Origin of the sequence: Mixta sp. BE291, from assembly GCF_031457955.1 — a bacterium.
Classification (GTDB): Bacteria; Pseudomonadota; Gammaproteobacteria; order Enterobacterales; family Enterobacteriaceae; genus Mixta.
The window spans coordinates 1-16,292 of sequence record NZ_JAVDXN010000001.1; the positions used below are offsets into that span (position 1 = coordinate 1).

General features: G+C 57.7%; 13 protein-coding genes, 4 tRNA genes and 3 other RNA genes. 11 read left to right on the forward strand and 9 right to left on the reverse strand.

Going from position 1 to position 16,292, the window contains the following annotated elements:
• Nucleotides 1-5: 5 nt before the first annotated feature.
• From J2X14_RS00005 to J2X14_RS00035, 7 genes are all read left to right on the forward strand, one after another.
• A tRNA-Lys gene (locus J2X14_RS00005) sits at nt 6-81 on the forward strand.
• Between the two features lie 78 nt (nt 82-159).
• Nucleotides 160-235 (forward strand) — tRNA-Lys (locus J2X14_RS00010).
• A gap of 13 nt (nt 236-248) precedes the next feature.
• A non-coding RNA gene (locus J2X14_RS00015) (RtT sRNA) lies at nt 249-375 on the forward strand.
• Between the two features lie 78 nt (nt 376-453).
• Nucleotides 454-529, forward strand: a tRNA-Val gene (locus J2X14_RS00020).
• 2 nt (nt 530-531) lie between these two features.
• Nucleotides 532-607 (forward strand) — tRNA-Lys (locus J2X14_RS00025).
• Nucleotides 608-636: 29 nt separating this feature from the next.
• A non-coding RNA gene (locus J2X14_RS00030) (RtT sRNA) lies at nt 637-761 on the forward strand.
• Nucleotides 762-790: 29 nt separating this feature from the next.
• Nucleotides 791-915, forward strand: a non-coding RNA gene (locus J2X14_RS00035) — RtT sRNA.
• A gap of 104 nt (nt 916-1,019) precedes the next feature.
• Here the strand turns inward: J2X14_RS00035 and J2X14_RS00040 are convergent.
• Nucleotides 1,020-2,480, reverse strand: a complete 1,461-nt coding sequence (locus J2X14_RS00040) for an AlkA N-terminal domain-containing protein (protein WP_352409186.1) — start codon at nt 2,478-2,480, stop codon at nt 1,020-1,022.
• 166 nt (nt 2,481-2,646) lie between these two features.
• On the opposite strand from J2X14_RS00040, the gene J2X14_RS00045 reads away from it, so the two are divergent.
• From J2X14_RS00045 to pnuC, 3 genes are all read left to right on the forward strand, one after another.
• The gene (locus J2X14_RS00045) at nt 2,647-3,138 is read left to right on the forward strand and encodes a methylated-DNA--[protein]-cysteine S-methyltransferase (RefSeq protein WP_352409187.1); all 492 of its coding nucleotides are present in this window, start codon (nt 2,647-2,649) and stop codon (nt 3,136-3,138) included.
• A gap of 161 nt (nt 3,139-3,299) precedes the next feature.
• The gene (gene nadA / locus J2X14_RS00050; protein ID WP_352409188.1) at nt 3,300-4,358 is read left to right on the forward strand and encodes a quinolinate synthase NadA; all 1,059 of its coding nucleotides are present in this window, start codon (nt 3,300-3,302) and stop codon (nt 4,356-4,358) included.
• 22 nt (nt 4,359-4,380) lie between these two features.
• The gene (gene pnuC, locus J2X14_RS00055) at nt 4,381-5,088 is read left to right on the forward strand and encodes a nicotinamide riboside transporter PnuC (protein ID WP_352409189.1); all 708 of its coding nucleotides are present in this window, start codon (nt 4,381-4,383) and stop codon (nt 5,086-5,088) included.
• A 4-nt stretch (nt 5,089-5,092) separates the two neighbouring features.
• Here the strand turns inward: pnuC and zitB are convergent, their stop codons facing one another.
• From zitB to J2X14_RS00075, 4 genes are all read right to left on the reverse strand, one after another.
• Entirely contained in the window at nt 5,093-6,031 is a 939-nt protein-coding gene (zitB, locus tag J2X14_RS00060) for a CDF family zinc transporter ZitB (RefSeq protein WP_352409190.1), read from the reverse strand.
• A complete protein-coding gene (locus tag J2X14_RS00065) occupies nt 6,000-9,149 on the reverse strand; it encodes an ATP-binding protein (RefSeq protein WP_352409191.1) in 3,150 nt (1,049 codons plus the stop codon). Before J2X14_RS00065 ends, zitB begins: the two co-directional genes overlap by 32 nt.
• A complete protein-coding gene (locus J2X14_RS00070) occupies nt 9,131-9,718 on the reverse strand; it encodes a response regulator (RefSeq protein WP_352409192.1) in 588 nt (195 codons plus the stop codon). The genes J2X14_RS00065 and J2X14_RS00070 overlap by 19 nt, the downstream gene beginning before the upstream one ends.
• 199 nt (nt 9,719-9,917) lie before the next feature.
• On the reverse strand, nt 9,918-10,280 hold the full coding sequence (locus J2X14_RS00075; protein WP_502889952.1) for a YbgS-like family protein: 363 nt from the start codon (nt 10,278-10,280) through the stop codon (nt 9,918-9,920).
• Nucleotides 10,281-10,566: 286 nt separating this feature from the next.
• Between J2X14_RS00075 and aroG the strand changes: the two genes are divergently transcribed.
• Nucleotides 10,567-11,619 carry a 3-deoxy-7-phosphoheptulonate synthase AroG gene (gene aroG, locus J2X14_RS00080; RefSeq protein ID WP_352409194.1) on the forward strand — a complete coding sequence of 351 codons (1,053 nt, stop codon included), beginning with the start codon at nt 10,567-10,569 and terminating at the stop codon, nt 11,617-11,619.
• Between the two features lie 115 nt (nt 11,620-11,734).
• Here aroG and J2X14_RS00085 read toward each other — a convergent pair whose 3' ends face one another.
• The 4 genes from J2X14_RS00085 to J2X14_RS00100 form a co-directional block, all read right to left on the reverse strand.
• Nucleotides 11,735-12,319: a DUF1120 domain-containing protein gene (locus J2X14_RS00085; RefSeq protein WP_352409195.1), complete on the reverse strand. Its 585-nt coding sequence runs from the start codon at nt 12,317-12,319 to the stop codon at nt 11,735-11,737.
• An 8-nt stretch (nt 12,320-12,327) separates the two neighbouring features.
• A complete protein-coding gene (locus tag J2X14_RS00090; protein WP_352409196.1) occupies nt 12,328-14,736 on the reverse strand; it encodes a fimbria/pilus outer membrane usher protein in 2,409 nt (802 codons plus the stop codon).
• Between the two features lie 8 nt (nt 14,737-14,744).
• Nucleotides 14,745-15,443 carry a fimbria/pilus chaperone family protein gene (locus J2X14_RS00095; protein ID WP_502889953.1) on the reverse strand — a complete coding sequence of 233 codons (699 nt, stop codon included), beginning with the start codon at nt 15,441-15,443 and terminating at the stop codon, nt 14,745-14,747.
• A gap of 82 nt (nt 15,444-15,525) precedes the next feature.
• Nucleotides 15,526-16,224 carry a DUF1120 domain-containing protein gene (locus J2X14_RS00100; RefSeq protein WP_352409198.1) on the reverse strand — a complete coding sequence of 233 codons (699 nt, stop codon included), beginning with the start codon at nt 16,222-16,224 and terminating at the stop codon, nt 15,526-15,528.
• Nucleotides 16,225-16,292: the final 68 nt, after the last annotated feature.

A 16,292-nucleotide genomic window follows, 5' to 3' on the forward strand; every position in this document is an offset into this window, starting at 1 on the left:
ATTGCGGGTCGTTAGCTCAGTTGGTAGAGCAGTTGACTTTTAATCAATTGGTCGCAGGTTCGAATCCTGCACGACCCACCAAGCGTTAAGCAGTAACCGGTGTAAAATCGGCAGGAAGCGAACCCAGGTTTTTTTCCTTATCAGCAGTAACCGCATTGCGGGTCGTTAGCTCAGTTGGTAGAGCAGTTGACTTTTAATCAATTGGTCGCAGGTTCGAATCCTGCACGACCCACCAAGCGTTAAGCAGTATCCGGTGTAAAATCGGCAGGAAGCGAACCTGCAGCAGGTTCGAGTCGAGCGTAAGCGAGACAACGTTGCCAGCGGCAACGGCCCGAAGGGCGAGGCGTAAGCCGAGTCATCCTGCACGACCCACCAAGCGTTAAGCAGTAACCGGTGTAAAATCGGCAGGAAGCGAACCCAGGTTTTTTTCCTTAACAGCAGTAACCGCATTGCGGGTGATTAGCTCAGTTGGTAGAGCACCTCCCTTACAAGGAGGGGGTCGGCGGTTCGAACCCGTCATCACCCACCATCGGGTCGTTAGCTCAGTTGGTAGAGCAGTTGACTTTTAATCAATTGGTCGCAGGTTCGAATCCTGCACGACCCACCAATGTAGAAAGGCGCCCTAAAGGCGCCTTTTTGCTATGCAAAATCGGCAGGAAGCGAACCTGCAGCAGGTTCGGGCCGAGCGCAGCGAGACAACGTTGCCGCAGGCAACGGCCCGAAGGGCGAGGCGAAGCCGAGTTATCCTGCACGACCCACCAGTGTAGAAAGGCGCCCTAAAGGCGCCTTTTTGCTATGCGTAATCGGCAGGATGAGAACCTGCAGCAGGTTCGGGCCGAGCGCAGCGAGACAACGTTGCCGCAGGCAACGGCCCGAAGGGCGAGGCGAAGCCGAGTTATCCTGCACGACCCACCAATGTAAAAAGGCGCCCTAAAGGCGCCTTTTTGCTATGCGAAATCGGCAGGATGAGACGCTAGCAGGTTCGGGCCGAGCGTAGCGAGACCGTTGCCAGCGCCACCTTACTTCTTCGCCGTTAAATTCTTCCAGATATGCATCACCGCATAGCTACGCCACGGCTGCCAGGCCGCAGAGCGCACCTCCGCCTGCTTCGCGCTTATTTTACCCAGATTATTGCGTACCACGATATCGCCAGCGGGGAAGGCGTCCGGCCAGCGTAGCGCGCGCATGGCGATATAGGCCGCCGTCCAGTCACCAATGCCGGGCAGCTGCTTAAGTTTCTGCATCATCGCTTCAGGATCGGTACAGGCATCCAGCTGCAGGTCACCGCCAGCACAACCGGCGGCCAGCGCCAGAATCGAGCGCGCCCGTGCGCTGACAATCCCCAGGCAGGCGATCTCGTCAACGTTCGCTTCGGCAATACGCTGCGGCGTTGGTGCGAGCCGGGTAAGCTCAGGGAAGGGCGTGGCAAACGCTTCACCAAAGGCGCTGACAAAACGTCCGCCCAGCGTGGTCGCGGCCTTCACCGTAATCTGCTGGCCCAGCACGGCGCGTACCGTCATCTCAAAGCCGTCAAATGCGCCCGGCACGCGCAGGCCGGGATCGCGTTCGATACTCTCGCTGAGCAAGGGATCCTGACGCAAATGTTCGTCAATGCACTGCGGGTGCGCATTAAGGTCGAATAAGTTACGCAGGCGACGCAGCAGCGCGGGCAGCGCGCCGGTCAGCGCGTGGGAAAACTCTACCTGTAGCGCATTTTTCTGCGCAACATGCGTCACGCAAATCCAGCCGCGATAGCGTCCCAGCTGCACGGTCCTGAGATAGCGGTTGTCATCAACCCACTCGACATTCTTCAACGCGCGCAGCCGCAGGAAATCAAGCATGGTTTGCCAGTTATAGGGCGGTCGATAGCTCAGTAATAACGTCGATGAATCCAGATGGTTCAGCGCTTTTTCTCCGTTCGCGGCTTCTTTACGCAGGCGGCTGGGCGGCATACGATAGCGTGCATTAAACACATCGTTGAAGCGGCGCAGGCTGCTAAAGCCGCTGGCGAAAGCGATCTCGGTAATCGGCAGGCGCGTTTCGGTCAGCAGCTGCTTAGCCAGCAGCAGGCGGCGCGTCTGTTTCAGTTCAAGCGGCGAAACGCCCAGCTCCTGCTGGACGATGCGGCGTAGCTGACGCAGGCTAAGATGGAACCAGGCGGCGACCTCTTCCAGGCTGTTTACGTCGTCGAGCATGCCCTCATCAATACGCTGTAACAGCAGTTCGGTGACGCGATGAACATGATCAACCGGCGCGTTACCTGGTGCCAGTTCAGGGCGGCAGCGCAGGCAGGGGCGAAAAGCGGCTTTTTCCGCCGCTTCAGCGCTGGCAAAAAACAGGCAGTTTTCCCGACGCGGGGCTTTCACCGGACAAACAGGACGACAGTAGATGCCAGTGGAGGTGACGCCGACATAAAACAGGCCGTCAAAGCGCGTATCTTTCGAGGTCAGGGCTTGATAAGCAGTATCGTCATTGATCATCGTCTTGCTCCGCTGCGGGTCATGAATCTTATCTTAAGCGCAGAAGCGGGATAAAACTCGCTGTTTTCGGACAGGGATATTTTTTGCTGCGTTGACCGAAAACAGCCGGTCAGCGCGTAAAAAAGCGTGATAATAAGCAGAATGTGCAGGAGAACGGAGAAAAAATATGAGCTATTACAGCAAAAAAATGGCGTCGCCGGTGGGGGAATTAACCTTATTCGCCAGCGAGCGCGGCCTGGCGGCGGTGCTGTGGCCTGAGGAATTGCGGCGCTTTCGGCTGACGCCGGTTACGGAAGATCCGCAGCACCCCTTGCTGCTGGAAGCGGAGCGGCAGCTTAACGCCTACTTTAACGGCGAGCTACGGCAATTCACCGTGCCGCTCGATTTTGTCGGTACCGAATTTCAGAAAAAGGTCTGGCAGGCGCTGGTGGCGATTCCCTATGGCGAAACGCGCAGCTACGCTGAAATCGCGCGGGCGATAGGCCATCCTGCGGCGGTAAGGGCGGTGGGCGCTGCCAACGGCAGAAATCCTGTTTCTATTATTGCGCCCTGTCATCGGGTAATCGGTGCTAACGGCAAGCTGACCGGTTTTGCTGGCGGGCTGGAGGCGAAAGCCTTTCTGCTGGCGATTGAAAAGCCTGACCTGCTGAGCCAGTAACAAGGGTGGCGCGACGCTTGCAGCGCGCGCCGCGAAAAATGCGCGACAGCGGCCTCGTTTTCCATTATCTTGTTTAGCATAGAAAACATATATCGCCTTTTAAAGCGTTTAACACCCTTAACAAGGCCAAATAAGTTAAGTTGATAAAACGAGAGCGCTGAATGAGCCTGTTGTCCGATTTCAATGACATTTATCCTTTCCCGCCCAAGCCGGGCCGTCTCTCCGCTGATGAGAAGCAGTACTATCGCACTAAGATTAAACGCCTGCTGCGCGAACGCAATGCGGTTATGGTGGCGCATTACTATACCGATCCGGAAATTCAGGCGCTGGCGGAAGAGACCGGCGGCTGCGTTGCCGACTCGCTGGAAATGGCGCGTTTCGGCAGCACCCATCCCGCTTCAACGCTGCTGGTCGCTGGCGTGCGCTTTATGGGCGAAACGGCGAAAATCCTCAGCCCGGAAAAAACGATTCTGATGCCAACCCTCAGTGCGGAATGCTCGCTGGATCTCGGCTGCCCGATTGACGAATTCAATGCCTTTTGCGACCAGCATCCTGACCGCACCGTGGTGGTTTATGCTAATACTTCAGCGGCGGTAAAAGCGCGCGCTGACTGGGTGGTCACCTCCAGCATTGCCGTTGAGCTGATCGAGCACCTTGACAGCCTTGGGGAAAAAATTCTGTGGGCGCCGGACCGTCATCTCGGGCGTTATGTGCAGCAGCAAACCGGAGCCGATGTGCTGTGCTGGCAAGGCGCCTGCATCGTGCACGATGAGTTTAAAACCCAGGCGCTTCGGCAGATGAAAGCGCTTTATCCGCAGGCGGCGGTGCTGGTTCACCCGGAGTCGCCGCAGGAGATTGTGGCGCTGGCCGATGCCGTGGGCTCTACCAGCCAGCTGATCCAGGCAGCAAAAAACTTGCCGCATCCGCAAATGATCGTGGCTACCGATCGCGGGATTTTCTATAAGATGCAGCAGGCGGTGCCGGAAAAAGAACTGCTGGCAGCGCCGACCGCGGGCGAAGGCGCGACCTGTCGCAGCTGCGCGCACTGTCCGTGGATGGCGATGAATAGCCTGCAGGCGATTGCAGACGGGCTGGAGCAGGGCGGTCAGGCGCATGAAATTCAGGTGGATAGCGCGCTGCGCGGGCGGGCGCTACTGCCGCTGAACCGTATGCTATCTTTTGCAGCGGAACGTAAACTTAACGTCAAGGGTAATGCCTGAACGGCTTACTTAAGGTGCCAATATGGATTTTTTCAGCACGCAAAACATTCTGGTTCACATACCGCTGGGTAAAGGCGGCTACGACTTATCATGGATTGAGGCGATCGGCACCCTGGCGGGCCTGCTGTGTATCTGGCTGGCGAGTCGGGAAAAAATCATTAATTACCTCTTCGGGCTGATTAACGTCACGCTGTTCGCCATTATCTTTTTCCAGATTCAGCTTTACGCCAGCCTGCTGCTGCAGCTGTTTTTCTTTGCCGCCAATCTCTACGGCTGGTATGCCTGGAGTCGCCAGGAGGGCGATCGGGCAGCGCTGCAAATCCGCTGGCTGCCACGCAAAAAAGCGCTGGGCTGGGGCGTGGGCAGTCTGGTGGCGATTGCTTTGATGACGCTGTGGATCGATCCGGTGTTTGCCTTTCTTACCGAGCTGGCGGTGATGCTGATGCAGACGCTGGGGTTACAGGTCACCATGCCGGAACTGCAGCCTGACGCTTTCCCGTTCTGGGATTCCACCATGATGGTGTTATCGATTGTGGCGATGATTTTGATGACGCGGAAATATGTCGAGAACTGGCTGCTGTGGGTGGTTATTGATGTGATCAGCGTGTGGATTTTTGCCCGCCAGGGCGTATACGCGATGTCGCTGGAATACCTGATTTTAACGCTGATTGCGTTGAACGGCAGCTGGCTGTGGATCAAAAGCGCGCGTCAGCATCAGACGCGCGCCTGAAACATTAATGATGATGGTGATGATGATGGGCGTGCGACGGCGCGCCCAGCGTCAGGCCGCAATCTTCCCCTTCACAAGCTTGATATTCCATCTGTACCGTGGCGTGAGCAATCTGATAGCGTTGATGCAGATAGTGATGGATACGTTGCAGCAGGGCATCGTGATCGTACGGCGGCACCACATGAACATGCAGCGTCACAATCGGCTTTTCGCCCACCAGCCAAAGATGAACATGATGCACATTACGCACTTCCGGGATATTCAGCGTTAGATCGCGCTTCAGCTTGTCTGCATCGATCGCCGCAGGCGCGCCCTCCAGCAACTCATGCAGGCTCTCTTTCAGCAACGCCCATGCGCTGCGCAGCACCAGCGCCGAGACCACCAGCGATAAAATGGGATCGATGGGCGTCCAGCCAGTAAACATAATAATCAATGCGGCGACGATCGCGCCCACTGAACCAAGCAGATCGCCCAGCACATGCAGCGCCGCCGCCCGCACGTTCAGATTGCTTTCGCCGCTGCCGCGATGCAGCAGCCAGAACGAAAGCAGGTTAGCCAGCAGGCCCCCGACGGCAATAACCAGCATCATTCCGCTGGCAACCGGCTGCGGCTGATAAAAGCGCTGCACCGCCTCCCAGACAATCAGCACGGTGATCACAAACAGCGCGATAGCGTTAACGAAAGCGGCCAGCGTGGTCAGGCGTAGCCAGCCAAAGGTATGGCTGGCGTTCGGCTTGCGCTGCGCAAACTGTACAGCCAACAGCGCCATCAGCAGCGCGGCGGCATCGGTCAGCATATGCCCGGCATCAGCCAGCAGCGCCAGCGAGCCGGAGATCAGGCCGCCCGCCACTTCTGCCAGCATAAACAGGGCGGTCACAATAAAGGCAGCGAGCAACCGCGAGCGGTTGCCGTCATGTTCCGTGTGCGAATGTTGATGCGTCATAGGTTTCCAGTCTGGCTAATAAATCCTGGGTTAATAATAACAGTAAATGGCCTGTTTCCCTGCAATCCTGCCGTGCCTGCGCCTGAGCGCCTAACCGCTGACAAAGCTGCTCGCCTTCGGCTATGCCTAACAGCAGCCAGCTGCCTTTCATACGGTGAGCGCTCTTCTCCAGCTGTGTCCACGCCGGTTGCTTAAGCGCCTGCTGAATGGCCTCGCTATCTTCCTGCAACGTCCGGCGCAGCGTAGCAATGATGCGCGGCAAAAAGGATGCATCCTGATTGGCCAGCTGCCAGAGCTGCTGCGCCAGCCCGTCCTGCGCCTCTGTGGGCGGCAGGTCGCTTAACGCGGCGCGTAGCGCACTCAGGCTGACCGGTTTTAGCATCACCTCGTCCGCTGCGCGCCAGGCGGCGGGCTGCTGAAGCAGCTGCACATCGGCGCTACAGAAGATCAGCCGCGTGCGTTTTGCTGCCCGCCGCTCACGGCGGCGTAAAATGCGCGCCACCGTTGGGCCATCAGGATGCGGCATATTGTAATCGATCAAAATAATATCGAAGCGGGTCTGTTCTGCCGCCCGCAACAGCGCTCGCCCTTCAGCAAATACCTCAACCTGCGCACCCAGCCAACTGAGCTGCTGCTGAATAACCAGCAAATTGGTGGGATGGTCGTCAACAACCGCCACCTTCACATGCTGAAAGTCCGGGCGCTCTTCGGCGGCGGATGCGGTAATAAGCGGTGCTTCGCTGGTCAGGGTGAGTGGAAGCGTCACCGTTACCCGCGTGCCCTGGCCCGGCGCCGAGTGCAGAGCGATATCGCCACCCATGCGCCGCGCAATTTCACGACAAATCGACAGGCCCAGTCCGCTCCCCTGAACCGAGCGGGAACGTCCTGACGGCGTCTGATACCAGGGTTCAAACAGCCGCGCCTGCTCATGTAACGGAATACCGCTGCCGCTATCGCTAACGCAGAGCGTAAGCCGATCGTCGCTGGCGCTCAGCGTCAGGGTAACGGTGCCGTGAGCGGTAAACTTCACTGCATTGCTGATAAGGTTAGTGGCGATCTGCTGCAGGCGGCCGCCATCCAGCAACACGCGCTGGGGCAGGGCAGAGAGCGCCTTCACGCTAAAATGTGGGCCGTCGGCACGCATCAAAGGCGACCAAAAGCGGGAAAGATCGTCCAGCCAGCGCTGTAGATCCAGCGGCGTGGGCTGCAGGCTAAAGGTATTGTTTTCGATGCGCGCATGATCTTGCAGATCGTTCAATAGCGTCATCAGCGAGGTCGCGCTGCTGTGAATCAATGACAGATTGCCCGTTTGCCGCTGGTGGGCCAGCTCCAGTTCCAGCAGGCCGAGGATCGCCTGCATCGGCGTACGCAGCTCATGGCTGACGCTGGCGATAAACTGACTCTTCATGCGGTTGGCCTGTTCTGCCGCTTCGCGCTCCTGCTCCAGCTGCAAACGCTGCCGCGCCTCCTGGCGCTGTTGCCGCCAGCGGCGCACCAGCAGCGCCAGCAACAGCACAATGGCCGCCAGCGCCACCATCAGCAGCACCATGATCAGCGGATGCATCGCGCCGCGTTCCGCGCCGCCGGGCTGATTTTCATTGCTCCAGGCGGCGCGCATGCGCTGCTGAGTATCGGGCGGGATCTGCTGTAATCCTTTATCCAGAATAGCGCGCAGCAGCGGCTGCTGCTGGCTGACGCCCATGGCGATGGGCCAGGCGATATCGCTGGCGGCAAAGGCGAAGCGCACCGCCTCGCCATAGCGGCTCTGTATCAGCCAGCGTGCCGACAGCACATTATCCACCACCGCATCCAGCTGCCCGTTGGCCAGCGCATTATAGAGCGAAGGCCCATCGTCGAAGGGCTGTACGGTCAGTCCGGCAGGAAGCAGCTGGCGCGCGAGATCGCCGCGTCGGATCCCCACGCGTTTACCCTGTAAATCTTGCCAGCGCGTCACGCCAGGCGACAGCGTCCCAACATAAACGCCCCAAAGCGCGCGCCATACCGGAAGCGTGCTGCTCTCCATCCCATTGCTGCCGGTTAGCGGCTGCACCAGCTCAATCAACGCCTGACCGGTGGCGACGCGTTCCCGCGCCTGCTGCGGATTATTGACCCACAGCGGCGTAAAGCGCAGCCCGGTACTTTGTCCAATCGCATTCAGCAAATCGACGCTGTAACCGCGCGCTTCACCGCTGGCACTGCGATAACTCCAGGGATAGTTATCCGCCAGCGCGCTGTAAACCACCTGTGGATGCTGCGCCAGCCACGCTTTTTCCATCGCGGTAAGATGCAGCGTATTAGTATCGGAATAGCGCGGCAGCTGCATGCTCCAGCGACTCTGAATACCGTTAATTACTTCAACCGGTAGCTGACGAATCGCCTGATTCAGCGCATCGCGCAGCGCCGCCTGCGGCGTCACGGCGTACAGGCTAAGCTCGCCGGGGTCAAGCGTGGAGGCGATTTGATAAATCTCGCCCTGCTGAAGCTGGCTGAGCAGAAAACCGGCGCTGGTTTCATCCGCCACCACATAATCATTTTGCCGATTAAACAGGGTATAGAGCGCCTGCAAATCACTGCTGTAAGTGGCCCAGCGATGAAGATGGGCGAAGTCGGGACTCACCTGCTGCAGCGTGCTGGCGCTCACGGCAATGCGCGCTTCCTGCGAATTGAACATTACCGGGCGATGGTTCTGGCGGCTGCGATAGATGCGTAGCGGCGTGGTAAACCAGGGACGCGTGGCATAAAGATCGTCGGCGATCGCCTGTTGCGGTATGCCAAACGCAAGATCTTCCTTGCCCTGACGCAGCGCATCCAGCAGCGCGGCGTTAGTGGGATAGCTGCTGATAGCAAAGCGTGCGCCAGTGAGATTGCCGAGCGCCACCAGATAGTCGGCGTTGATGCCGTAAAGATCCTGACCGACAAACATGTTCCACGGCGCGCTGCTGGCCTGCAACACCCCGACGCGCAGCGTTTTCCCCTGCCAGGGCAGCATTTCGCCGCCCGGCATCATCAGCTCCTGTGGCAGCGGCATACTGCTGACTGGCCGCCACACGGCGTTTGCCTGGGCACTGAACAGCAGCGCCAGCAGCAGCAGCAGGCGCGCTATTGTTGTGCTTTCCATAACGCGGCGAGATCCAGCACGGAATGGGCTCCGGTTTTCTCCAGAATGTTCTTTTTATGGGTGCTGACCGTTTTATTGCTGATATGCAGCTGCTGGGCAATTTGCAGGTTAGACAGCCCCTGCGCCAGCAGCGAGAGTACCTGCTGCTCTTTGCCGGTTAACGGCAGCGCGCCGCTGTCGGCAATATCGGCGGCGAAAACGCGCTTGCCGCCCAGTACCGCCAGAATCGCGCTAAGCAGCTGCGGCATGCTCTGACTTTTAACAATATAGCCAGCCGCACCGGCCGCCTGTGCCATCTGCATATAGAGGCGTTCGGTTTGCGCGGAATAGATCAGCACCGGCAGGTCAGGGAAGCGCCGCCTGATCAGCTTGAGCATCTCCAGCCCGTTACTGTCTGGCAGGCTGATATCGAGGATAACCAGCTGCGGAAGCCGCTGCTGCAAAGCCTGAAACGCGGCAGGCTCGTTATCCACTGCCGTCAGGGTTAAGGTGATTGGCGCCGTCGCCAGAGCGGCCTCCAGCGCAACCTGCACCAGCGGATGATCGTCAATAAGTAACAGATGCGCCATAGCTTTTTCAATGGTTCTTATTTGCTTTATTACAGCGCTTTAGCATAGCGAAAACCGTAATGGAAGCAATGACCAGCAGGCGATAAAGCGGTAAAACCGTGGCGGAAAGCGAAGGGAATAACGGTAAAGGGCGTCAGACGCCAGATAAAATAAAAGAGAGCCGTAGCTCTCTCTTATTTATTCACCTGAAGGCGTTATGTTATTGCGACGTGCCGTCGGTTTTACGGTCTACATCACCGCCGCCCTGCTGGGTCTCAACTTTTTCGTTGATGTTAGGGCATTTACCGTCTTTACACTGCGCATTTTTATCCATTTGATCGGCACTCATGCCGTTGCTGCCCGCCGTTGGCGTGCTGCTGGTATTACTGTTGATGCCGGAATTATTAATCTGGCTGTTATCAACATTATTCGGCGGCAGATTCTCTTTTGCGCCTGGAGCTACCGCGCCTGCATCCGCTGCCTGGTTCGCTGTGCCGTTGTTTCCTCCTTCTGCGGCCAGTGCGGCGCCGCTACCCAGAGTCATTGCTGCTGTCAGAATTGCAATTGCAAACTTATTCATAATTATGCTCCCGTTAATTATTGATAGTTGCTGGAAATCGGATAGAACCTTTAAATCATCTTTTCATAAGGGCGAAACAATATATCGCCACATCAACGTATGACGAAAACATGTGATGAAAATAATAATTTTTTAAGAACTAACGGTTAAAAGTGTAGTAAGGAACCAAAGAAACGCAAATCTCGAACGCGCTTCGCGAACGGAAACGCGATTTACAGCGCGGCAGTGACGGGATAAATTGGGCAGGTTGTGCCCGCTGCAGGCCAGGCAAAAATAAAATGGATAGCTTATGAATTACCAGAATGATGATTTAAGAATCAAAGAGATAAAAGAATTACTTCCCCCGGTTGCGCTGCTGGAAAAATTTCCCGCTACGGAAAAAGCCGCTGCGACCGTTGCCGCCTCTCGTCGGGCGATTCACAAAATTCTGAAAAATGAAGATGACCGCCTGCTGGTGGTGCTCGGTCCCTGCTCGATTCATGATGTTGACGCGGCCACAGAATATGCCGCTCGCCTGTTAACGCTGCGCGAAGCGCTAAGCGGCGAGTTAGAAGTGGTGATGCGCGTCTATTTTGAAAAGCCGCGTACCACGGTCGGCTGGAAAGGGCTGATTAACGATCCGCTGATGGATGGCAGCTTTCAGATCAATGACGGCCTGCGCATGGCGCGTAAGCTGCTGCTGGATATCAACGACACTGGTCTGCCGACGGCAGGCGAGTTTCTGGATATGATCACGCCGCAATATCTGGCTGACCTGATGAGCTGGGGCGCAATTGGCGCACGCACTACCGAATCGCAGGTGCATCGTGAGCTGGCTTCTGGCCTCTCTTGCCCGGTGGGCTTTAAAAACGGCACTGACGGCACCAGTAAGGTGGCGATTGATGCGATTAATGCTGCCGGATCGCCGCACTGCTTCCTGTCGGTGACGAAATATGGTCATTCGGCGATTGTTGAAACCAGCGGTAACGGCGACTGCCATATTATTCTGCGCGGCGGTAAAGAGCCAAACTACAGCGCACAGCATGTCAGCGCGGTGAAAACAGGGCTGGAAAAAGCGGGCCTGCCCGCGCAGGTAATGATCGATTTCAGCCATGCCAACAGCAGCAAGCAATTCCAGCGTCAAATGGTGGTGGCTGATGATGTCGCGCAGCAGATTAGCGGCGGCGAGCAGGGCATTATCGGCGTGATGATCGAAAGCCATCTGGTGGAAGGCAATCAGAGCCTGGAAAGCGGCGAGCCGCTGGTTTACGGCCAGAGCGTAACCGATGCCTGCATCGGCTGGGAAGACACGGAAAATGTGTTGCGCCAGCTGGCGGCTGCGGTAAAAGCGCGTCGCGGTTAACGCTTGCGCTCAACCGCCATCGCCTATCCTCTGAGATAAGAAACATCGTGACCCACTGCATCTGAACGTTGCGCGCAACGCAGATGCAGTTTTTTAACGCTGAAGCATTCGCGTTTTAATCAATAACCGTCAGCGTTAACCGCGCCTCGCTGGTGTGCGGACGATTGCCTCGCAGATCCGCTGCTGCCATCACCGGCTCAATTTCCAGTCGCGCCGTCAGGTTTTTTCTTTCGATCTGTTCTCCCTGCCGTACCGGGACACGTTGCTCTCCCGGCAGCAGAAAAGGGCGCCGATCCGCGTCCGTTGTCGCTATTCCCGCAGGCGTTAGAGGCTGCAACACAACGGGTTTTCCATCAAGCTGGATATCCATCAGCCGCAGCCTGACGAACCCGTGCACGCCGTAGCGCAAACGGCCCTCTACGCCGCGTTGTCCTGTTACTTCCAGCTTTATCAGGCGAGAAGAGGGACAGGTCACGCTTAGCCTCAGCGCTTGCCTGCCGGGGCTGAATGTTCCGTACGGCAGCAGACGTAGCTGGCCGCGCGACATGGAGCCGTAATCAATCACCGGTCTGCTGATAAATAGCCCACACTGCTGCTCTGAAGAGAGACGAGTGGTTTCCGTGCGCTGGGCGAGCGCAAAGGGAGCCGTAACAAAAAAAACGCTTAACAGTGCCAGCCGCCATTTTCGCAAAACCAGCATAGCTCTCCTTACCGGCAGGTTGCCGTGGCGGTTTCATACAGAAGTGCAGCAGCGGGTTCCTGCGGTAAGGCCAACGTCATCGCGCAGAGTTTCTTACCCGCCATTTGCACCTCCAGTTGCATATCGGGCGCGGCATTGGGGATGAACGTTGCGCCTGCTTCACCGACGACGGTCACCAGCGTTCCGTCCTCAGCAAAGACGCTGGCGCCATAGGGCAGAGCAGCGCCGTCCGGCCGTTTTGCCTCAATCAGGACGCGGCGGGTGCGGATCACGGCAAAATCAAGCCGTCCGACAGCGCCGCGCGCTAACTCAAGCTCCTGCCAGGCATTGCCAATATCTATTTTTTTCCCCAGCGTACGGGTATCAATTTGAATACCGACGCGGCGGTAGCCGCTCAGTCCCGGCAATACGGCAAAACCGCGTCCGTCTGTCCAGACCGGGCCTGCTGGCGTATCAAATCGTACGCCGCGCTCTTCGCCTACGCGACCAATGGCAAACGTATCGGACAGCGCATAAGGCGAGAGCGTAAAGCCATCCCGATGGATAACCACTGCGCCACTGGCGGCGGCTGACCAACTGGTAAAGTGCTGACTGTTGCGGCTAAGCGTCGCGCTCAGCTGACTGGTTCTGGTTAGCGCGTTGATGCCGCCGCTTACTGAGGTCACCCTGCTTTGTTGATCCCAGTCGCTGGCCAGGCTCCAGCTTTCTCCCTGGCGGCTGCGGCCGCTGTAGCGCAGGCCGCTACGGATATGTTGCCCTGAGGCGCTCAGGGTTGTGCTGAGGCTGTGCTGATCACGCAGCGGCAGCGTCAGTAAAAAGTAGAGCCGGGTTTCTTTTTTATCCCCCTGGGCGCTGCTCTGTTCCACGCTCAGGCTAAGATTGGCCTTTGCGTACTGATAGCCCCAGCTGCCGCGCAGATAATTGCTGCGTTTGCCGCTAAACGCCGTGCTCTGCGCCCAGGAGAAAGAGAACATGCCTGCCGGATTAGCCAGCCAGCTGATACCGGTACCCCATTGATAGTGATTACGCGCCTGCTCGCTCGCCTTGCTGCGCGCTTCCGGCTGTAGCGCCTCGCTCAGCTCGCGGTAGCCGGAGGTTTGTTGGCGTCCGCTGATATTGATGCTTAACTGCGGATTCAGCTGGCGACTGAGATAGGTAGAGAGCAGTATCCCGCTGCTGCCGTGCGCGCTATCCTGCGCCATGATGCCCTGTAGACCAAGCCGGGCCAGCCTGAAAAGCTGCGTATCCACTTTTAGCGCCCCGGCCTGATAAAAACGCGCGCCTGACAGACCTGCGGTAACGCTGGTTTGCGGCGCGAGCAGCCAGCCGTTTTCCAGCAAACCTACCAGCGGCGAGCTGCCGCTTTGTTGCGTAAGGCGACCCGCGCCAAACCGCAGACCAGACACGGCCTGCGGAGCGTAAGCCTGCAGGGCGGCGGCGGGCACGGTAAACGCTCGCCGCTGAGCGCTGCTGTCAGTCAACGTTACCTCCAAATCGCTGCGCGTGTTAAGCAGCGGCAATCCGCTGAGCAGGAAAGGGCCTGCGGGCAGGGTAGTGCTGTAAATCAGCATGCCGGACTGCCTGACCTCCACCACCGACTCGCTCTCCGCTACGCCCTCGACCCGCCCGGCACCCGCTGGCTCCGCGAGCAGGGCAGATTCAGGGAAAACGTGCAATCCCAGTACCTGACCACCGCCGAGCAGCGTACCACCCAGGCCGATCTGACCAATCTGGATAACTTTTTGCTGCCTGGTAAAGGTGCGCTGCGCATAGATCGCATCGTGCGTGATGTTTTTCTTGCCGCTGAACTCGGCAAAGAACTGGCGGCTGCGCAGGATCCAATCGCCTGCGTTGAATCCCGCCTCGGTGCCGAGCCGGATGTAATCGGCGCTGTTGCCGTTGCCTGCTGAGTGCTGATATTGCGCATCATAATTGAGCATGCCCGCGACGCCGCCATGCTGCCAACTGTCCGTTTGCGCCGCCGGGCTGAGCGCTTCAGTTGGCACCAGCAGCCGAATCTTTCCCTCGCCCGGCTCAGGATGAACGGCGGCTCTGGGCCAGGCACGGCGCAGGTCGAAACAGGCGATATCCTCGTCGTAATCAGAGGGAATATGCAGCCCTGCCTGCTGCATAAAGGTGCGGTCGGCGCATAGCGTGCCCTGATCATCAAACTTAACCTGCACCATGCCGCGTGCCTCACCGTTGACAGTCAGCTGAACGGCCGTAACGCCGGGCATAAAACGCGGCGCGTGGCGGAACAGTTCTGCTATCTGAGGATCCACGCCGCGTCCGCTGAGCAGGCCGCTATCGAAGATAATATCGTCGCTATGCGCCATGTTAGAGGCCGCGCCGGCTGCCTCAGCGCAGGCCATCGCCGCCAGCAGCAAGGAGCGTCGCCAGCCGTGCCCGTGCGGCATTGCCTGTCTCAGGGCACCAGCGGCGCTTCATAATTTTCGGCGCTGTATCCCCACATCGTTGCGGGCGCGAGGCGAACGGCACGGGGTGTGCCGCTTTGCTGCGGCGCCTGGCGGCTTAAGGTTAACCGCTGCCCCGGCAGAATATAGGGATGGTTCAGCTGCCAGTCGGCACGTTGCGGCAGCGCGATAACGCGTTGCTCAAGACGAATAACGTAGGGGGAGGGGTTATTAACGCTCAGCTGACCATTGTGAAAGCGCCATTCCAGCCGTTTCCAGGGCGCGTCATCGGGTGGCAGGCCCGCAGGGCGGATAATTACCGGCAGATTCTGGCGCACCGTCAGGCGCACCTGGTTTTTATCTTTCTGCTGGGGAGGCACCCCCTCAAAAACCACGCGCATCAGGCGTTCGGTTTTAAGCGGCGCTTTAGCGGTAACGATAAAGCGTATACGCTGGACTTTACCGGGTTCCACGCGCGCCACCGGCGGCAGGACGCTCAGCAATTTTTCCTGCTGCTGTTCAACATCCTGCAAGGTTGTCAGCAGCAGCAGCGGAAAGGGATCGTCATTTTTCAGATTGATGGCCCCTTCGCCGTCGCTTTCTTCCACGATCACTACCGAGGTTTCCGGCTGAATGCCGGTGGCCAGCGCGCTGGTGGAGAGCAGCATTAGCGCAATAATGGCAGCCAGGCCATAAGCCGTAAGTTTCATCATTTTCATCCCTGAACAGCGGCGGAAACCGCCGCGTCGTGACCAGCAGCAGACCGGAGAACAGCGCCGGTCTGCTATGCGATTACAGATAGATCAGTTCCAGCGTTGCCAGGCCATCCAGCTTCACTTCTTTACTCACATCCAGCTCAGAGGTTTTGTTTATATAGGCTTGAACAGAAATTCCTCCTGTAAAAACGGTATGACTGGTGGGCTGTTTACCATCGTTTGTCCAGCTGAAATAGGATGTTTTTTCATAAAGCAGAGGTTGCCTGATATTTGCCACCGCCCAGCCAGAAGCATCGCTTGAGGCTAACAGCCTGGCGGGTTTATTATCCGCCTCATGAGAAGCAGGAAGGATCGCCATTGCATAGCCGCCTATACCGACGCCATTATGCACGCCCAGCCCGGCGGCAATAGCCTTACCGGGGCTAATTCCGCCCAACGTGATACCGGGATCCACCATCTCGCCCAAGCCCCCCTCTTTATTTACCGCGCTGGCTCCGCGTCCCGATTTCGCGATAATAGCGACGCGCATGGGGGCATCGCAGGTAATATTAATGTTCATGTCCAATGCTCCAAGCGGCGTAAAGGCATCTTTTTTCAGGCTGGACGCAGCAATTTTGCCATAATCAAGCAGGCCGTTATTCGTCAGGGCGAGCTGGCAGGCGGAAGGCACAATGGTGCCGATTATTTTTATTTCTGCGGTTGGTGCGGCGGCCAGCGAGCCGGGCAGCATAGCCAGCAGCGAGAGTGCGCAGGATAGCGTGGTGACTTTGTTCATGATATTTCCTTTATCGGGTTGAGGTAGAGAAGTAATAACGCTTTTTCTGGTTAATATTCTTTATTGCT